This window comes from Bacillus paralicheniformis, from assembly GCF_001042485.2.
Taxonomy (GTDB): domain Bacteria; phylum Bacillota; class Bacilli; order Bacillales; family Bacillaceae; genus Bacillus; species Bacillus paralicheniformis.
The window spans coordinates 224,765-239,517 of sequence record NZ_LBMN02000012.1 but is presented as its reverse complement, the minus strand read 5'-3'; the positions used below and the strand labels follow the sequence as shown (position 1 = coordinate 239,517).

Below are 14,753 nucleotides of genomic sequence, written 5' to 3'. Positions count from 1 at the left end.
ATTTTGCGGATGTTTCGATAGAATAAAGAGTAAGAAACAGAAAGGAGACGGGCTTAGTGGGAGCAGTATTTTTATCAGGCAGATCCGGGAGTGGGAAAACGACCTTTATCCTGAATGAAATCAGAGAAAAACTTCGCGATGAACCGCTCGGAAAACCGATCATTTTTCTAGTCCCGGATCAAATGACGTTTTTAATGGAATACGAGCTTAGCAAAACACCAGATTTGGGCGGCACCATCCGCGCCCAAGTGTACAGTTTTTCACGGCTTGCCTGGCGAGTGCTCCAACACACCGGAGGCATGAACCGGCCGTTCTTGACGGGAACGGGCATTCAGATGCTGCTGCGGAGACTGATTGAAGAGCATAAGGGCGAGTTTAAAGTCTATCAAAACGCAAGCGATAAAAGCGGATTTACGGAGCAGGTGGAACGGATGCTGACCGAATTTAAACGGCACTGTCTGCCGCCTCAAAGCATCCGGGATATGATGGAAGGGACAGGCAAGTCGGAATACGAAGATGAACGGATTCTTTCCGATAAATTGCACGACTTATATATTTTGTACAGCAAGCTTGAGGAAAATCTGGAGAATCAATATGTTCAATCTGAAGATTATTTGACCCTTTTAGCCGAACAGATTCCGTATGCGGAAGAGATTAGAAACGCTGCCGTTTACGTTGACGGATTTCACCAATTCACGCCTCAGGAGATGAGCGTACTAGAACAGCTGATGGTACATGCCGAAGAGATCACGTTTTCGCTGACGGCGGATAAGCCGTTTACGGCAAACAGCCCGAATGATCTCCATCTGTTCAGAATGACCGGGAAGGCGTACTATGACCTTTACCAGAAGGCGAAGGAACTTGGCCTTGATCCGTCAGAAGTGCGGCTGGAAGAAACGAAACGGCACCAGCAACATTCGGAGCTCCGGCACCTTGAACGCTATTTTGACGAGCGTCCTGCAAAACCGTATCGCGGACCGACGGAATCGCTCCGCATCATGCAGGCGTCGAACAGAAGAACCGAGATTGAAGGAATTGCGCGCGAGATTCATTCTTTAATTCGCCAGGGCCGCTTCAGGCTTAGGGATATCGCCGTTATTGCCCGCAATGTTGAAGATTATAAAGATACGATAAAAGAAGTTTTTAAAGACTGTGAACTTCCTTTTTTCATAGACGGCAAGGAATCGATGCAAAATCATCCGCTCATTGAGCTGATCCGTTCGACGCTTGATATCATTAAAGGAAACTGGCGGTATGAAGCGGTGTTCCGCTGTGTCAAAACGGAACTTTTATTCCCGGAAGGACAGCCGAAGGAACGGCTGCGCGAACAGATTGACCAGCTTGAAAACTACTGTATTGCGTATGGCATTAAAGGAGACAGATGGACAAGCAAAGATCCGTTTGTTTACAGAAGGTACGCTTCACTGGATGAGGATTTTGCCAAGACAGACAAAGAGATTGAAACGGAAAATATGCTCAATGAACTAAAGGGCTGGATCGTTCCACCGATCCACAGGCTGCAGAAGCGCTTGAAAAAAGCTGAAACCGTCAGGGAAATGGCCGAAGCCGTTTACCTTTATCTTGAAGAAGCCGATGTTCCGATGAAGCTTGAACAGGAAAGGCGGCTGGCCGAAGAAAGCGGTAGGATTGCAGAGTCGCGCCAGCATGAGCAAGTATGGGATGCCGTTATTCAACTGTTGGACGAGTTTGTTGAAATGATGGGCACAGAGCGGATATCGTTTGCTTTATTTCAGCAAATGATTGAAACCGGCTTGGAGTCTTTGAAATTCGCGCTGATTCCGCCCGCTCTTGATCAAGTGTTTATCGGCAATATGGACCTTTCAAGGATGTACGGCACGAAATGCACATTTCTCATCGGTGTAAACGACGGTATACTTCCGGCGAGGCCTGCGGACGACGGCGTGCTTTCAGACGATGACCGGGAGTGGCTGAAACGAAACGGCGCACAGCTGGCTGCGACGGGTCGAGAGCAGCTCTTGGATGAGAATTTTCTGATCTATATGACGCTTTCCAGCCCGTCTGAAAAGCTCTATGTCTCCTATCCGATCGCAGATTCGGAAGGGAAGACGCTGCTTCCTTCAACAGTAGTGAAACGGCTGAATGAGCTGTTCCCGGACGGCGAAGAGAAGATGCTGATTCATGAACCCGAGCAGCTGGACGACGAAGCCCAGCTTGAATTTCTCGTGAATAAAGGCGCCGCCTTGAGCCATTTGGCAGGGCAGCTCGGCATTTGGACGAGGCAGTATGCGATCAGCGATGTATGGTGGAGTACATACAACTTTTTAATGAATGAGCCTGACCGCATCTTTTCTCAAAATATCCTGTCCAGCCTGTTTTTCAGAAACAAGGTCGAAAACTTGAACCGGCATGTGAGCCGCGATTTATATGGGGAGCACATTCAGGGAAGCGTGTCGCGGATGGAGACGTTCAAAGCCTGTCCGTTTTCCCATTTTGCTTCGCACGGTTTAAAGCTGAAGGAACGTCAATTTTTCAAGCTTGAAGCTCCGGATATCGGTCAGCTGTTCCACTCGGCGCTGAAGCTGATTTCAGATCGGCTTCACGAGCTTAAACTGGATTGGCGCGACTTAACGAAAGCCCAATGCGAGACTTTGTCAAGCGATGCAGTTGAACGGCTCGCGCCAAAGCTGCAAAAAGAGATTTTGCTCAGTTCGAACCGTCATCATTACGTGAAGCAGAAGCTGCAAAAAATCATTGCCAGGGTATCGGGCATTTTAAGCGAGCATGCAAAAGCAAGCGGGTTTGCCCCCGTCGGCATCGAGCTCGGATTCGGGGGGAAAGGTCCGCTTCCTCCAATGCGTTTTACCTTGAAGAACGGCTGCACAATGGAGCTTGTCGGCCGGATCGACAGAGTGGATAAAGCGGAGAGCTCAAAAGGGCTGCTGCTTAGGATTGTCGACTATAAATCAAGCGATAAAGGCCTCGATTTGGCCGAGGTGTATTACGGCCTCGCCCTGCAAATGCTGACATATCTCGATTTGTCGATCACACATTCAACCGATTGGCTCGGCATGGAGGCATCCCCTGCAGGCGTGCTTTATTTTCATGTGCACGATCCGATGATCCAGGCTTCAGTGCCGCTCGGCCTTGATGAAATAGAAAAAGAGATTTTCAAAAAGTTCAAGATGAAAGGGCTGCTCTTGGGAGACCAGGAAGCGGTCAAGCTGATGGATACCACGCTGGAACAAGGCAGGTCGAACATGATCAGCGCAGGCTTAAAAAAAGACGGCTCGCTCCGTTCGGACTCTGACGTTATTGCAGAAGAGGATTTTCATGTATTAAGGCGCCATATCCGCCGGACATTTCAGAAGGCCGGCGAGGAGATCACAGACGGTAAAGTGTCGATCGAGCCTTACAAGCTAAAAGACCGGACACCGTGCACATATTGTTCGTACCGGTCATTCTGCCAGTTTGACGAATCGCTTGAGGAAAACGAATACCGGATATTAAAACCCGAAAAAGACAACGTGATTTTGGAGCGGCTGAAAAAGGAGGATGAGACAGATGGAGATTTCTAAACCGAAGGGCAGCAATTGGACTGATGACCAATGGAAGGCGATTGTCTCATCCGGCCGGGACATTTTAGTTGCGGCAGCGGCCGGCTCCGGAAAAACGGCCGTGCTGGTTGAGCGGATCATTCGGAAAATAACGGATCAGGAACATCCCGTAGATGTCGACAGGCTGCTTGTCGTCACCTTTACGAATGCATCTGCGGCTGAAATGAAGCACAGGATCGGCGAAGCGCTCGAAAAAGAGCTTGCCGAAAATCCGGGATCGCTTCATTTGCGCAGACAGCTTGCTTTATTAAACAAAGCGAGCATATCAACATTGCACTCATTCTGTCTTCAAGTCATCCGCAAATACTATTATTTGATCGATGTTGATCCGGCTTTCCGGATCGCCGATCAGACGGAAGGCGAGCTGCTTGGCGATGAGGTGCTGGACGAGCTGTTTGAAGAAGAATACAAAAAGCAAGATCCGGCCTTTTTTGAACTTGTGGACAGATATACGACAGACCGTCATGACCTCGATTTGCAGCATCTCGTCAAGCGGGTCTACGAGTTTTCCCGTTCGCATCCCGATCCGGAAGGCTGGCTTCACACATTTGTTGATCTGTATGACGCGGCTTCAGATACGAAAGTTGAGGCTCTGCCGTTTTATTCTTACATTAAAGAAGACATCGCACTCGTTCTGGAGGGGATGCGGCAAAAGCTGACGCGTGCGCTTGATTTGACAAAGCAGCCAAGGGGGCCTGCGCCGCGCGCCGAAAATTTCCTCGATGATTTAGCGCAGATTGACAGGCTGATTCAGCAGCAGAATGATTTTTCGGCTCTGTACGAGCTTGTACCGGCCGTTTCGTTTCAAAGATTGAAGCCGTGCAAAGGAGATGCGTACGATCCTCGATTGGTTGATGAGGCCGCAGATCTCCGCAACAGCGCGAAAAAGCAACTTGAAAAGCTGAAAAGCGATTATTTTATGCGAACTCCCGAGCAGCACCTTGAGAGCTTGAGGGAAATGAAGCCGGTCATTCAGACGCTCGTCCAGCTCGTGTTGGAGTATGGCAAGCGGTTTGCGGACGCGAAAAAGGAAAAAGCGATCGTCGATTTCTCAGACCTTGAACACGACTGCCTTGCGATTTTATCCGGGAAAAACCAAGCCGGCGAAGCCGTGCCGAGCGAAGCGGCGAAGTTTTACCGCCATCAGTTCCATGAAGTGCTTGTTGATGAATATCAGGATACGAACTTGGTCCAGGAAGCGATTTTAAAGCTCGTCGCCAAAGAGGAGCATGAGGGGAACCTGTTTATGGTGGGCGATGTCAAGCAGTCGATTTACCGGTTCCGCCTGGCAGAACCGCTTTTGTTCCTCTCGAAATATAAACGCTTTACAGACAATGGCTCGGGTTCCGGTCAAAAAATCGATTTAAATAAAAACTTCAGAAGCCGTTCAGATATTTTGGACAGCACGAACTTTTTATTCAAGCAGCTCATGGGAGAAAAGGTCGGGGAAGTCGAATATGACGAACAGGCCGAATTGAAGCTTGGCGCGTCTTATCCGTCGAACAAAGCGACAATAACGGAGCTTCTGCTCATCGAAAACCAGAGCGGCGCGCAGGATGAAGAGGCTGAAGAGCTTGAGGCGGTCCAGCTTGAAGCAAGAGCGATGGCCGGACAAATCCGCAGGCTGATAACAGAAAAATTTCAAGTATATGATGCCAAAGCGAAAGCGTCACGGAACATCCAGTACCGTGATATCGTGGTGCTTTTGCGGTCGATGCCTTGGGCGCCGCAAATTATGGACGAGTTTAAACAGCAGGGGATCCCGGTATACGCGAACCTCTCAACGGGTTATTTTGAAGCGACAGAAGTATCGGTCACACTGTCTTTATTAAAAATCATCGATAATGCTTATCAGGACATCCCGCTTGCGTCCGTTCTCAGATCGCCTGTTGTAGGTCTTGATGAAAATGAGCTTTCCTTGATCAGAATCAAGGATAAAAAAGCGCCGTTTTACGAAGCGATGAAAGCATACCTTGCTGCAGCAGATGGCGATGAAAGGCTCAGCGAAAAGCTTCGCCGCTTTGACGCCCTGCTCAAAAAGTGGAGAGCGTATGCGAAAAACCACTCTGTGGCAGAGCTGATCTGGGAAATCTACCGGGATACGAAGTATTTGGATTATGTCGGCGGAATGCCGGGCGGAAAACAGCGACAGGCCAATTTGCGCGCGCTTTACGACAGGGCAAGATCCTATGAAGCGACATCGTTCCGCGGTTTGTTCCGCTTTTTAAGGTTTATTGAGCGGATGCAGGAGCGGGGTGATGATCTCGGAACGGCAAGAGCTCTGAGCGAACAGGAAGACGTTGTTCGGCTGATGACGATCCACTCAAGCAAAGGGCTTGAATTTCCTGTCGTATTTACCGCCGGTCTCGGACGGAATTTTAATATGATGGACTTGAACAAGTCTTATCTGCTGGATAAAGAACTCGGTTTCGGAACGAAGTTTATTCATCCGAAGTGGCGGATCAGCTATCCGACGCTGCCGCTGATCGCGATGAAGAAAAAGCTCCGCCGCGAGCTTTTATCAGAGGAGCTGCGCGTCTTGTATGTCGCTCTTACCCGGGCCAAGGAAAAGCTGTACCTGGTCGGGACGGCTAAGGATAAAGAAAAGCTGCTTGCCGACTGGCGGTCACAAGCGGCGGGGTCTGAGTGGCTGCTTCCGGATTATGAACGGTTTCAGGCGAAATCTTACCTGGATTTCATCGGACCTGCTTTGATGAGACACAGAGATATGGATGAATCCGGCGCGCCGCTGGTGATTGATGAGATCCGTGAACATCCGGCGCGCTTTCAGGTCAGCTGGCTGTCGGCCGCGGATCTTCAAGCAGAAGATATTGATCAGGCCGGTGAAGAAAGACACGGCCGGCTCTCCCAAATTCAAATGGGGCTTCCGATCGATGGTTCGTTTGAGTATGAGCAACAAGTCAGAGAAAGGCTGACATGGTCATATCCATACAAAGACGCCGCCAAAGTCCGAACAAAACAGTCTGTCTCAGAAATGAAAAGGCAGAAGGAGTATGAGTACGGCGACCGCTCGCTGATTCGCCCAACTAAGGATGCTCTCCTGTTTAAACGGCCGTCCTTTATGATGGCAAAAGGCCTGACCGCGGCCGAACGAGGGACGGCGATGCACACCGTCATGCAGCATATTCCGCTGACCCGTGCGCTTGAAATGAATGAGCTCAGCCGCCTCCTAGACAGGCTTGTTGAGAAAGAGCTATTAACAGAAGACCAGCGGGCAGCGATTGAGGAAGACGATATTCTCGCATTCTTTGATACGGAAATCGGACAAAAGCTTCTCGGCGCCCGCCGCGTCGAACGGGAAGTTCCCTTTAACATGACGCTGTCCGCCAAAGAGGTTTATCCTGATCTTGAGTCAGCCGACGAAACTGTATTGATACAGGGAATTATCGATTGTTTATTCGAGACGGAGGACGGTTTTTACCTTCTTGATTACAAAACCGACCGGATACACGGAAAGTACCGAAACGGATTCGAAGGGGCCGAACCGATTTTAAGGAAGCGTTACGAAACACAAATTCAGCTTTATGCACGAGCCGTTGAAACGATGATTAAAATGCCGCTCAAAGGGCGTGCACTGTACTTTTTTGACGGAGGACATGTGCTCTTATTTTAATATGAAACCGGCGTCCCCCTGACGATTTCGGGGGGAGCTTTAATGAAAAGAGAGGTGAGGCACACATGCGAATTTTACATACAGCGGACTGGCATTTAGGAAAAACGCTTGAAGGGAGAAGCCGCCTGAAAGAACAGGCGGACTTTCTTGAAGAGCTCACAAGGATCGTAAAAGATGAAAAGATCGACGCCGTTATCATGGCCGGAGACGCATTTGACACAGTGAATCCGCCTGCACTGGCTGAACAGCTTTTTTATGAAAGCCTCTCCGCCTTGTCTGACAAAGGAAACCGTCCGGTCGTCGTGATTGCCGGCAACCATGATAATCCGGACCGCCTTTCCGCGGCCTCTCCGTTAACGACAGACCATGGCATCCACTTGATCGGGTACCCGAAGACTGAGCCAGTTGAAATAGAAGTCGCTTCTAGTGGGGAGATCCTGTCAGTCGCAGCGCTCGCCTATCCTTCCGAGTCCAGACTGAATGAAGTGCTGTCGGAAACATTTGACGAAAAACTGCTGCGCGACCAGTATGATGAGAAAATCAAGCAGACCTTTCAGCGTATGTGCGGCAAGGCGAGAAAGGATGCGGTGCAGATTGCGGCAAGCCATATTTATGTGGCGGGCGGCAGCCAGACGGATTCTGAGCGGCCGATCGAAGTCGGAGGCGCATATACGGTGGCTGCGGAAAGCCTGCCGGAAAACGCCGCCTATGTGGCGCTCGGGCATCTTCATCGCCCGCAGACGATCAAACGGGCCCGCACGCTTGCCAGATATTCAGGTTCACCGCTTGCCTACAGCTTTTCTGAAGCGGGATACGCAAAATCGGTCTCCATTGTCGAAGCCGCACCCGGTCAAACGGCATCATGGGAAGAGGTCCATTTGACGAGTGGAAAACCGCTCGTTAAATGGAAGGCGGAAAAAGGGATGTCCCAAGTATACAGCTGGCTGGAGGAAGAGCGGGACAAAAACGCGTGGATCGACCTTGAAATCCATCTGACAGACCAGCTGTCGATTGAAGAAATTCACCGTTTGAGAAAAGCGCATCAAGGCATCATCCATATTCGTCCGGTTTTTGAGGAAGCCGCCTCGGATGAAGAGAAGATCCGGTCCAGAAACGTTCCGATTGAAGAACGGTTTATAGCGTTTTATGAAAGACAAACCGGTGGAGCGGTTCCCGATGAGGAAACCGTCAAACTGTTTCTGGAGCTCGCCGCAGGATCGGAACAGGAAGAGGGTGATGAAACATGAAGCCGATTTCTCTGTCTATTAAGGGGCTGCACAGTTTCAGGCAGGAGCAGGTGATCGATTTTGAGCGCCTGTGCGATGCCGGTGTATTCGGTATCTTCGGGCCGACCGGAAGCGGCAAGTCGTCGATTCTTGACGCGATGACTCTCGCTTTGTACGGGAAGGTGGAGCGGGCCGCCAATAATACGCACGGTATTTTGAATCATGCCGAAGATGAGCTTGCCGTATCGTTTACGTTTAAGCTGCAGACAGGCCATGAGACGGCTTATAAAGTGGAACGGGTCTTTAAGCGGACAGATGCCGTCAAGGTCAAAACATCGATCTGCCGCTTCATTGAAATGAAAGAGGAACAAATCGTTCTGGCCGATAAAGCGAATGAAGTAAACCGGAAAATCGAAGAGCTGCTGGGCTTGACGATCGACGATTTTACAAGGGCAGTCGTCCTGCCGCAAGGTAAATTCGCCGAATTTCTTTCCTTAAAAGGAGCGGAGCGGCGGCAGATGCTTCAGCGCCTGTTCAACCTCGAACAATACGGGGACAGGCTCGTCAAAAAACTGAAGAAACAGGCGCAAACAGCGCAGGCCAGAAAAAATGAGATGCTTGCCGAGCAGGCTGGATTGGGCGATGCGGGGGAAGAGGCGCTGAAACAGGCGGAACAGCATCTCGAAGAAGCTGAAAGCCTTTTGCAAAGCAAGAAGCGCGAACGAGACGCAGAAGCGCAGCGCTTTGCGGAGTATCAGGAGATTTGGAACCTGCAGCAGGAAAAAGAAAGCTATCTGAAAAAAGAGGCGGAGCTTTTAAAGAAACAGGAACAGATTCAGGAAAAAGAAAGCCGCCTGCACCTCGCCGAAACGGCAAATACGCTCAAGCCTTATGCAGACGCCTTGCTGGCAGCGCGGGAAGATGCCGAACGCGCACACCGGGAAGAAAAACAAGCGCGGGAACAATTAGAACAATATGAAGAGCTTCATAAAAAAACAGAACGCGAGTACGAGGATTTCAGGCGTCTTAAAAATGAAAAGGAACCGGAGCTTCTCAAGCAAGAAGAACAGCTCACCGCTTTGAAGGAAATTGAAAACAAGCGGCTAGCCGCACAGGCCGAGGCCGAGAAGAAGCAGCGCGAACAGCGTTTGAAAGAAGAGGAAATCAAGCATGCGGCAGACGAGCTGGCCAAGGTGAAAAGTCTGCTTGAACGCGGGACAGCCAAGCAGAATCAGCTGAAAGCGGAGCTGAAATCTGTCCAGGTATCTAGCGAAGAGCGTAAAAACTGCCGAAATGCCAATCAGCTTGCTTTTCACATTCAACAGCTTAACAACGATGCCGCTTTAGAAAAGGAACGGCTTGGTCAGCAGGAGACGCTGATTAAAGAGCTCCAGCAAGAACAGCAAGCGGTGGATCAAAAGGTAAAAGCTGAAACCGAACGCATTGAGGCATTGTTTGCCGCTGTCGAACGAGCGTACGCGCTCGTTTGCGAAACAGACAGATCGCTCTCTGAGACCATCCGTGTGGCATCTCAAAAAAAAGAAGAGATTGCGGCAAAACGGGAACAGGCAAACCGTGATCAGCTGGCAATCGAACTGGCAAAGCAGCTCAAAGACGGAGAGCCTTGTCCGGTCTGCGGATCTGTACATCATGAAATGCCCGCCCGCGTCGGAATAGAAAGCCTGTCCTTTAAAGAGGCGGATTCCGAACTGGAGAAAACGGAAGCCATCATCGCTGAAGCCGGTGCGCTGGCTCAGGAGTTTCTCTCGGCCAAAGTGGCACTCGAACAGCAATCCGACCACCTGGTGAGCGAATGCCCGTTTTTAGTCAAGAGCAAACATGAACTGCCTGAAACCGCTGCATCGATAGAAGAAGGCACCATTCCCGAACGGTACAACCGCATCAGCTTTGAATGGAAAGGAATCAGACAGGATCTCGCAGAGACAAAAAGCAGGATGTCCAAGCTCCTTCACACATATAAAGAGCTCTGCAAGAAACGCGACCAAATCAGCGAGCGACTCAGCCATGAAGAAAAGGAGCGTAACAGGCTTCAAAACCGCGTCCGCGAATTAAATGACCAGTTAAATGAACGCCGAAAAAGCTTCGGCGAACAATTCGACGGCCTCTCTTATGAACAGGCTGAAAAATGGCAAAAAACGATTGAAGAAAAAGATCTGGCCGCAGAGGAATTCGAAAAGCGTATCGAAACGAGCGTCGGCTTTCTCACAAAACATGAACAGCAAAAAGAGAAGCTCACCGAGCGCTTGTTTGCGCTTGATAAAGAAAAGCTCGACCTCCGCTATGCTGTCGAAAGCCTTAATAAAGAAATAAACGATTATCAAAAAGAGCTGATGGGCTATCCCGATACAGCTGCAATCGACAAAAAGCTTCAAGACGTGAAAACGCAATTGGCCAAGCTGCATGAGCAGGAACAGACGCTTTACGGACGGCTCAAAGAGACCGAATCCGAAGTCAGCCGTTTAAGAGGACAGACAAAAGGGTGTGAGCTCGCTTTGCGTGAAGCGGAAGCAAGGCTTGCGAAAGCGGCGGACATCTGGCAGGAAAAATCCGGAGGTACACCGTTTGAAAAGGCCTCTGAAGTGAAAGCGAGCATTTTAGACCGCGATGATCTTGCCCGGCTGAAAGAAGACATTCAAATGCATTGGGATCAGACAAAACAGTGCGAGTCCAATATCAAGCGGATTACGGAAAAGCTTGATGGGAGATCGGTTTCTGAGGAGAGTTGGGAAAAAGCCGCCGTCACGAAGGACAAAGCTGAGGAGGCATTCAGCAAAGCCTTGGAAGAAAGGGGCGCGGCCGGCAAAGCTCTCGCCGTCATCCGCGAGAACCATAAAAGGTTTAAGGAACTTGAAGCATCATTGGCTGAATGGCAGACATACATCGACCGTCTTGATAAACTCCAAGCCGTCTTTAAAGGAAACAGCTTTGTTGAATACTTGGCAGAAGAGCAGCTTGAAAGCGTCACAAGAGACGCATCTGCAAGACTCGGCGAACTGACAAGACAGAGGTATGCGATTGAAGTCGACTCAGAAGGCGGTTTTGTGATGAGGGACGATGCCAACGGCGGAGTCAAGCGCCCTGTTACGAGTCTGTCAGGTGGGGAGACGTTTCTGACTTCACTGGCGCTTGCGCTTGCACTTTCGGCACAGATCCAGCTTCGCGGAGAGTATCCGCTCCAATTCTTCTTTTTGGACGAAGGGTTTGGCACGCTTGATCAGGATTTGCTGGATACGGTCGTGACCGCATTGGAGAAGCTTCAGTCTGACAATCTGTCGGTCGGTGTGATCAGCCACGTTCAGGAACTTCGGGCCAGGCTGCCGAAGAAGCTGATTGTCCATCCGGCTGAACCGAGCGGCAAAGGCACAGCTGTATCGCTTGAAATGATTTAACCTGGTAACCAAAAAGCAGCCTTCTTCTAGTGGAAGAGGCTGCTTTATGCATTTCCGACAACATTCTGGTCGCTTACATCCGGGTCTATATAATTTGTCGCGTTTATACCATTGTTGACGATAAGGAAATCTCCAGTATTACCAGCACCAGAACCGAGTGCAGACTTTGAAGAGCTTTTTGGAGATAGATAAAAAGAATCGCCGAAATTCACTACTCCTCCTGAGATTTCATTGATTTTAATGGGTCCGACAATGGCTGGCATGATTGATCGACATCCTTTATAGAAGTCTCTGAACTAGTATATGTCGGCCGGGCGGTTATTGTGAGTTCCTTGCAGGAGGAAGCTTTCTGATATGTTTGACTCTCGCCTCGGAAATCATGCGGCGCGTCGAACCAACCTGAAAAACTGAAGAAGAAGATACCCCGGCAATTTTTACAGCTCTGACTCGAATGACGGGAACCTCATGGAAAAAAGCTGATGAGACGCCGGTTTCCGGTAATAAATGTGGTATCGGCTGCTGAAAGAGAGGGAAATCTTCCTGATTAAATGAGCCTTCATTTCCGAAAAAAAGTGAAAGGTAGCGCTGAACAGCGAGAATTTTCACTTTAGGAATAATCTCTTCGACATCCCCGATTTGCAGCGTGCTGGTGATCCCTACTGAATGAACTTTCATAAACTTTACTTTTGACGTTCTGATCATCTTGATTCCGGCGCCAGCGGGACAAACGGCCCGACAATGAGAGATTCAGGCGGTGTATCAAAAATTGATGACAGGGAAATGCATTCTGTATCTCCGATTAAAAAAACAGATGAGCTTGAAACTGCGGTAATATTAATATTGCCTACATCGAAACAGCGGTTCACAACGGTAAAATTCATTCGTTTTCATTTCCTTTCATTTCGTCAGGAATCGATTTGAGAAAGTGTTCGATTGCCCGCGCGATATCACGCTTCACATAATCGGCCAGCCGTTCTGCATGCTCGCGGGGCTGGATGTTTTCGTCAGGCTGCACATGTTTGACGTAATAGCGGATGCGGCTGTCGATTTGCTTTCTGATGTCTTCGATGATATGGTGGCGGTTTGTATCGTCCAGTTTACTGTCATACCGGTCTTCCAGCTGTTCCAGCAAACGAGGGGTTTCTTCGTTTAAGTAGGCATCGACGAGCTGTCTCGTTTGCTGCATCAGCTGGCCGTCGAGTTCCTGCTGCAGCATTCCGATACCCGGCGGCTGCTGGCTGATTTCAAAGTTCTCCACCTGGTCAGGATCTGTCGGATTAAGCCCGATGTTGAGCGTTCCTTCAAGACGCTCGATCTTCAGCTGGTCAAATTTGTATTCAATCCGGTCAATCCTTGTGCCGGGATTTTCTTTCAGGTTGTTCAATTCTGCCTGTAATACGGCCATTCGCCTTTCGAGATTTTCAATCAGAGCAGCCTGCTGCTGCACATAGCTGTACCAGTTTTGAGAATATGAGGGATTGTTTTGCTTCATAAGTGATCACACCCCCGTTTAGCCTGTTGTAACAGATGGAGCTATGAGAGGAACGAAAGTCGATGACGGCCCCTCCTCAAAAGCATCTTGGAAAGCTCCGCCGCCGGCGACAGGCGGGGCTGCTTCCGTGTAGCTCCCTGTATTATAAAGGTTGGAAAGTGTTTTAATGGAGCCCGCGCTCCCGATCTGCAAGACGGAAGAGTTGCTGATGCCTTCGACTCTTAAATAGTTGATTTGAATCGATTGGTTGATATAAAAATTCATGCCCCCACCTCCTTACAGGTTGCCTGCGATCGGCTGATCAATCATATCGTTGTCATATGTGTTGGTGATGCTGTTCTGGTTATATACGCTTAGTCCGTCTCCGGTATTGAAACTGCCGGCGCCTGCGAAAGTTTTAACTTCTGCATAAGGAGAAATCGTGATGCAGTCTCCGACATGAACAACGCCGCTCGTACCGACGGCATTTACTTTAAAAGCTCCGACAATAGCTGGCATGATGGCACACCCTTTAAATAATCAAACGTTTTTTATGGGCTATACACCATATCCTATGTTGCTTAGGCGCTTTTGTGATAAAAAAAGAGGTTTTTTCGTGAGTGCTGATCACATGCGGGTGAAACTCATCAGAGGGGAAAACGTATGAATAAAAAAACGGTGCGATAAGGGAAGGGGTAGGAGACATGTATTTTCAATGGAATTTGGTGTCAATCGCTGCAGCCCTGCTGTTCTTTTCAGCAGCCTATGCAGTCGGAATAAAAAAACAAACTTGGATATTGCGGGGATTTCGCCGGGAAAGAGTAAGGGATCAGGATAAGCTGGCCAAAATCGCAGGGTATTTCTTTTTGAACAGCGGATTTTTGTTATTCTTGAACGGGTTTGTTTATATTCCGTATCAAGAGTCCTTTACACCTTCGATCATTCTTGCCTACGGTGTGTGCACGATGATTTATGTTCAAAAAACAATGGCCGAATAGCCAAAGCTGCGACCTGAAATCATTGGATGAGGAAACGGAGGAGAGGGAAGGCCGGGCATCAGGCGCAGCTTGCAGTCGGAGGTCATGATGTATGGCGGCCTTTTCTTTCTTCCGCATGTATCACGCAGTTCTCATCCTTTTGCATTCGTTGGTTCAGCAAGTTGTCCAATTCCTGACTGCATTGAATGGCCTCTTTGGAGTTGATGCCGAATTTTTCGGCAGCTTCAAATAAGGCCAGTCTTTTTGCTTCAATTTTATTGTTCATCATGGCAGTCTCCAACTTTCGATTTGTATTTTGAGTCGGTGATTTCAGGTATTCAGCAATGATGTTCCTTGATATTGCTAGTATACCTTATTTTGTGTTAAAGGGATTTTTTTCGCCAATATGACAAAAAATGTGACATTTTTTTTGAAGGAG

At 49.2% G+C, this 14,753-nt stretch carries 12 protein-coding genes; 5 read left to right on the top strand and 7 right to left on the bottom strand.

What is annotated here, in order from left to right; all coding sequences use genetic code 11:
* The first annotated feature begins 56 nt into the window (after positions 1-56).
* The 4 genes from addB to sbcC all read left to right on the top strand — a co-directional run bounded on the left by addB (position 57) and on the right by sbcC (position 11,866).
* Positions 57-3,557: a helicase-exonuclease AddAB subunit AddB gene (addB, locus tag ACH97_RS10315; protein ID WP_048350703.1), complete on the top strand. Its 3,501-nt coding sequence runs from the start codon at positions 57-59 to the stop codon at positions 3,555-3,557.
* Positions 3,544-7,230 carry a helicase-exonuclease AddAB subunit AddA gene (gene addA / locus ACH97_RS10310; RefSeq protein ID WP_020450870.1) on the top strand — a complete coding sequence of 1,229 codons (3,687 nt, stop codon included), beginning with the start codon at positions 3,544-3,546 and terminating at the stop codon, positions 7,228-7,230. Before addB ends, addA begins: the two co-directional genes overlap by 14 nt.
* 65 nt (positions 7,231-7,295) lie before the next feature.
* On the top strand, positions 7,296-8,477 hold the full coding sequence (sbcD, locus tag ACH97_RS10305) for an exonuclease subunit SbcD (protein ID WP_003180431.1): 1,182 nt from the start codon (positions 7,296-7,298) through the stop codon (positions 8,475-8,477).
* On the top strand, positions 8,474-11,866 hold the full coding sequence (gene sbcC, locus ACH97_RS10300; RefSeq protein WP_020450871.1) for an exonuclease subunit SbcC: 3,393 nt from the start codon (positions 8,474-8,476) through the stop codon (positions 11,864-11,866). The genes sbcD and sbcC overlap by 4 nt, the downstream gene beginning before the upstream one ends.
* A gap of 44 nt (positions 11,867-11,910) precedes the next feature.
* Here sbcC and ACH97_RS10295 read toward each other — a convergent pair whose 3' ends face one another.
* Genes ACH97_RS10295 through ACH97_RS10270 form a run of 6 tightly spaced genes read right to left on the bottom strand, consistent with a single transcriptional unit; the run spans position 11,911 to position 13,856 of the window.
* The gene (locus tag ACH97_RS10295) at positions 11,911-12,129 is read right to left on the bottom strand and encodes a spore germination protein (RefSeq protein ID WP_016885923.1); all 219 of its coding nucleotides are present in this window, start codon (positions 12,127-12,129) and stop codon (positions 11,911-11,913) included.
* Between the two features lie 55 nt (positions 12,130-12,184).
* Entirely contained in the window at positions 12,185-12,568 is a 384-nt protein-coding gene (locus tag ACH97_RS10290) for a spore germination protein GerPE (RefSeq protein WP_003180437.1), read from the bottom strand.
* Positions 12,565-12,747, bottom strand: a complete 183-nt coding sequence (locus ACH97_RS10285) for a hypothetical protein (protein ID WP_003180439.1) — start codon at positions 12,745-12,747, stop codon at positions 12,565-12,567. The genes ACH97_RS10290 and ACH97_RS10285 overlap by 4 nt, the downstream gene beginning before the upstream one ends.
* A complete protein-coding gene (gerPC, locus tag ACH97_RS10280; RefSeq protein WP_020450872.1) occupies positions 12,744-13,358 on the bottom strand; it encodes a spore germination protein GerPC in 615 nt (204 codons plus the stop codon). Before gerPC ends, ACH97_RS10285 begins: the two co-directional genes overlap by 4 nt.
* Before the next feature lie 18 nt (positions 13,359-13,376).
* The gene (locus tag ACH97_RS10275) at positions 13,377-13,622 is read right to left on the bottom strand and encodes a spore germination protein GerPB (RefSeq protein ID WP_020450873.1); all 246 of its coding nucleotides are present in this window, start codon (positions 13,620-13,622) and stop codon (positions 13,377-13,379) included.
* A 12-nt stretch (positions 13,623-13,634) separates the two neighbouring features.
* Positions 13,635-13,856, bottom strand: coding sequence for a spore germination protein (locus ACH97_RS10270; protein WP_020450874.1), 222 nt, complete (start codon positions 13,854-13,856; stop codon positions 13,635-13,637).
* Between the two features lie 185 nt (positions 13,857-14,041).
* Here ACH97_RS10270 and ACH97_RS10265 point away from each other — a divergent pair, with 185 nt between their 5' ends.
* Positions 14,042-14,335 (top strand): DUF3784 domain-containing protein, encoded by a 294-nt coding sequence (locus ACH97_RS10265; RefSeq protein WP_020450875.1) that lies wholly within the window; start codon positions 14,042-14,044, stop codon positions 14,333-14,335.
* An 82-nt stretch (positions 14,336-14,417) separates the two neighbouring features.
* Here the strand turns inward: ACH97_RS10265 and ACH97_RS10260 are convergent, their stop codons facing one another.
* Positions 14,418-14,600 carry an aspartyl-phosphate phosphatase Spo0E family protein gene (locus ACH97_RS10260; protein ID WP_020450876.1) on the bottom strand — a complete coding sequence of 61 codons (183 nt, stop codon included), beginning with the start codon at positions 14,598-14,600 and terminating at the stop codon, positions 14,418-14,420.
* Positions 14,601-14,753 lie beyond the last annotated feature (153 nt).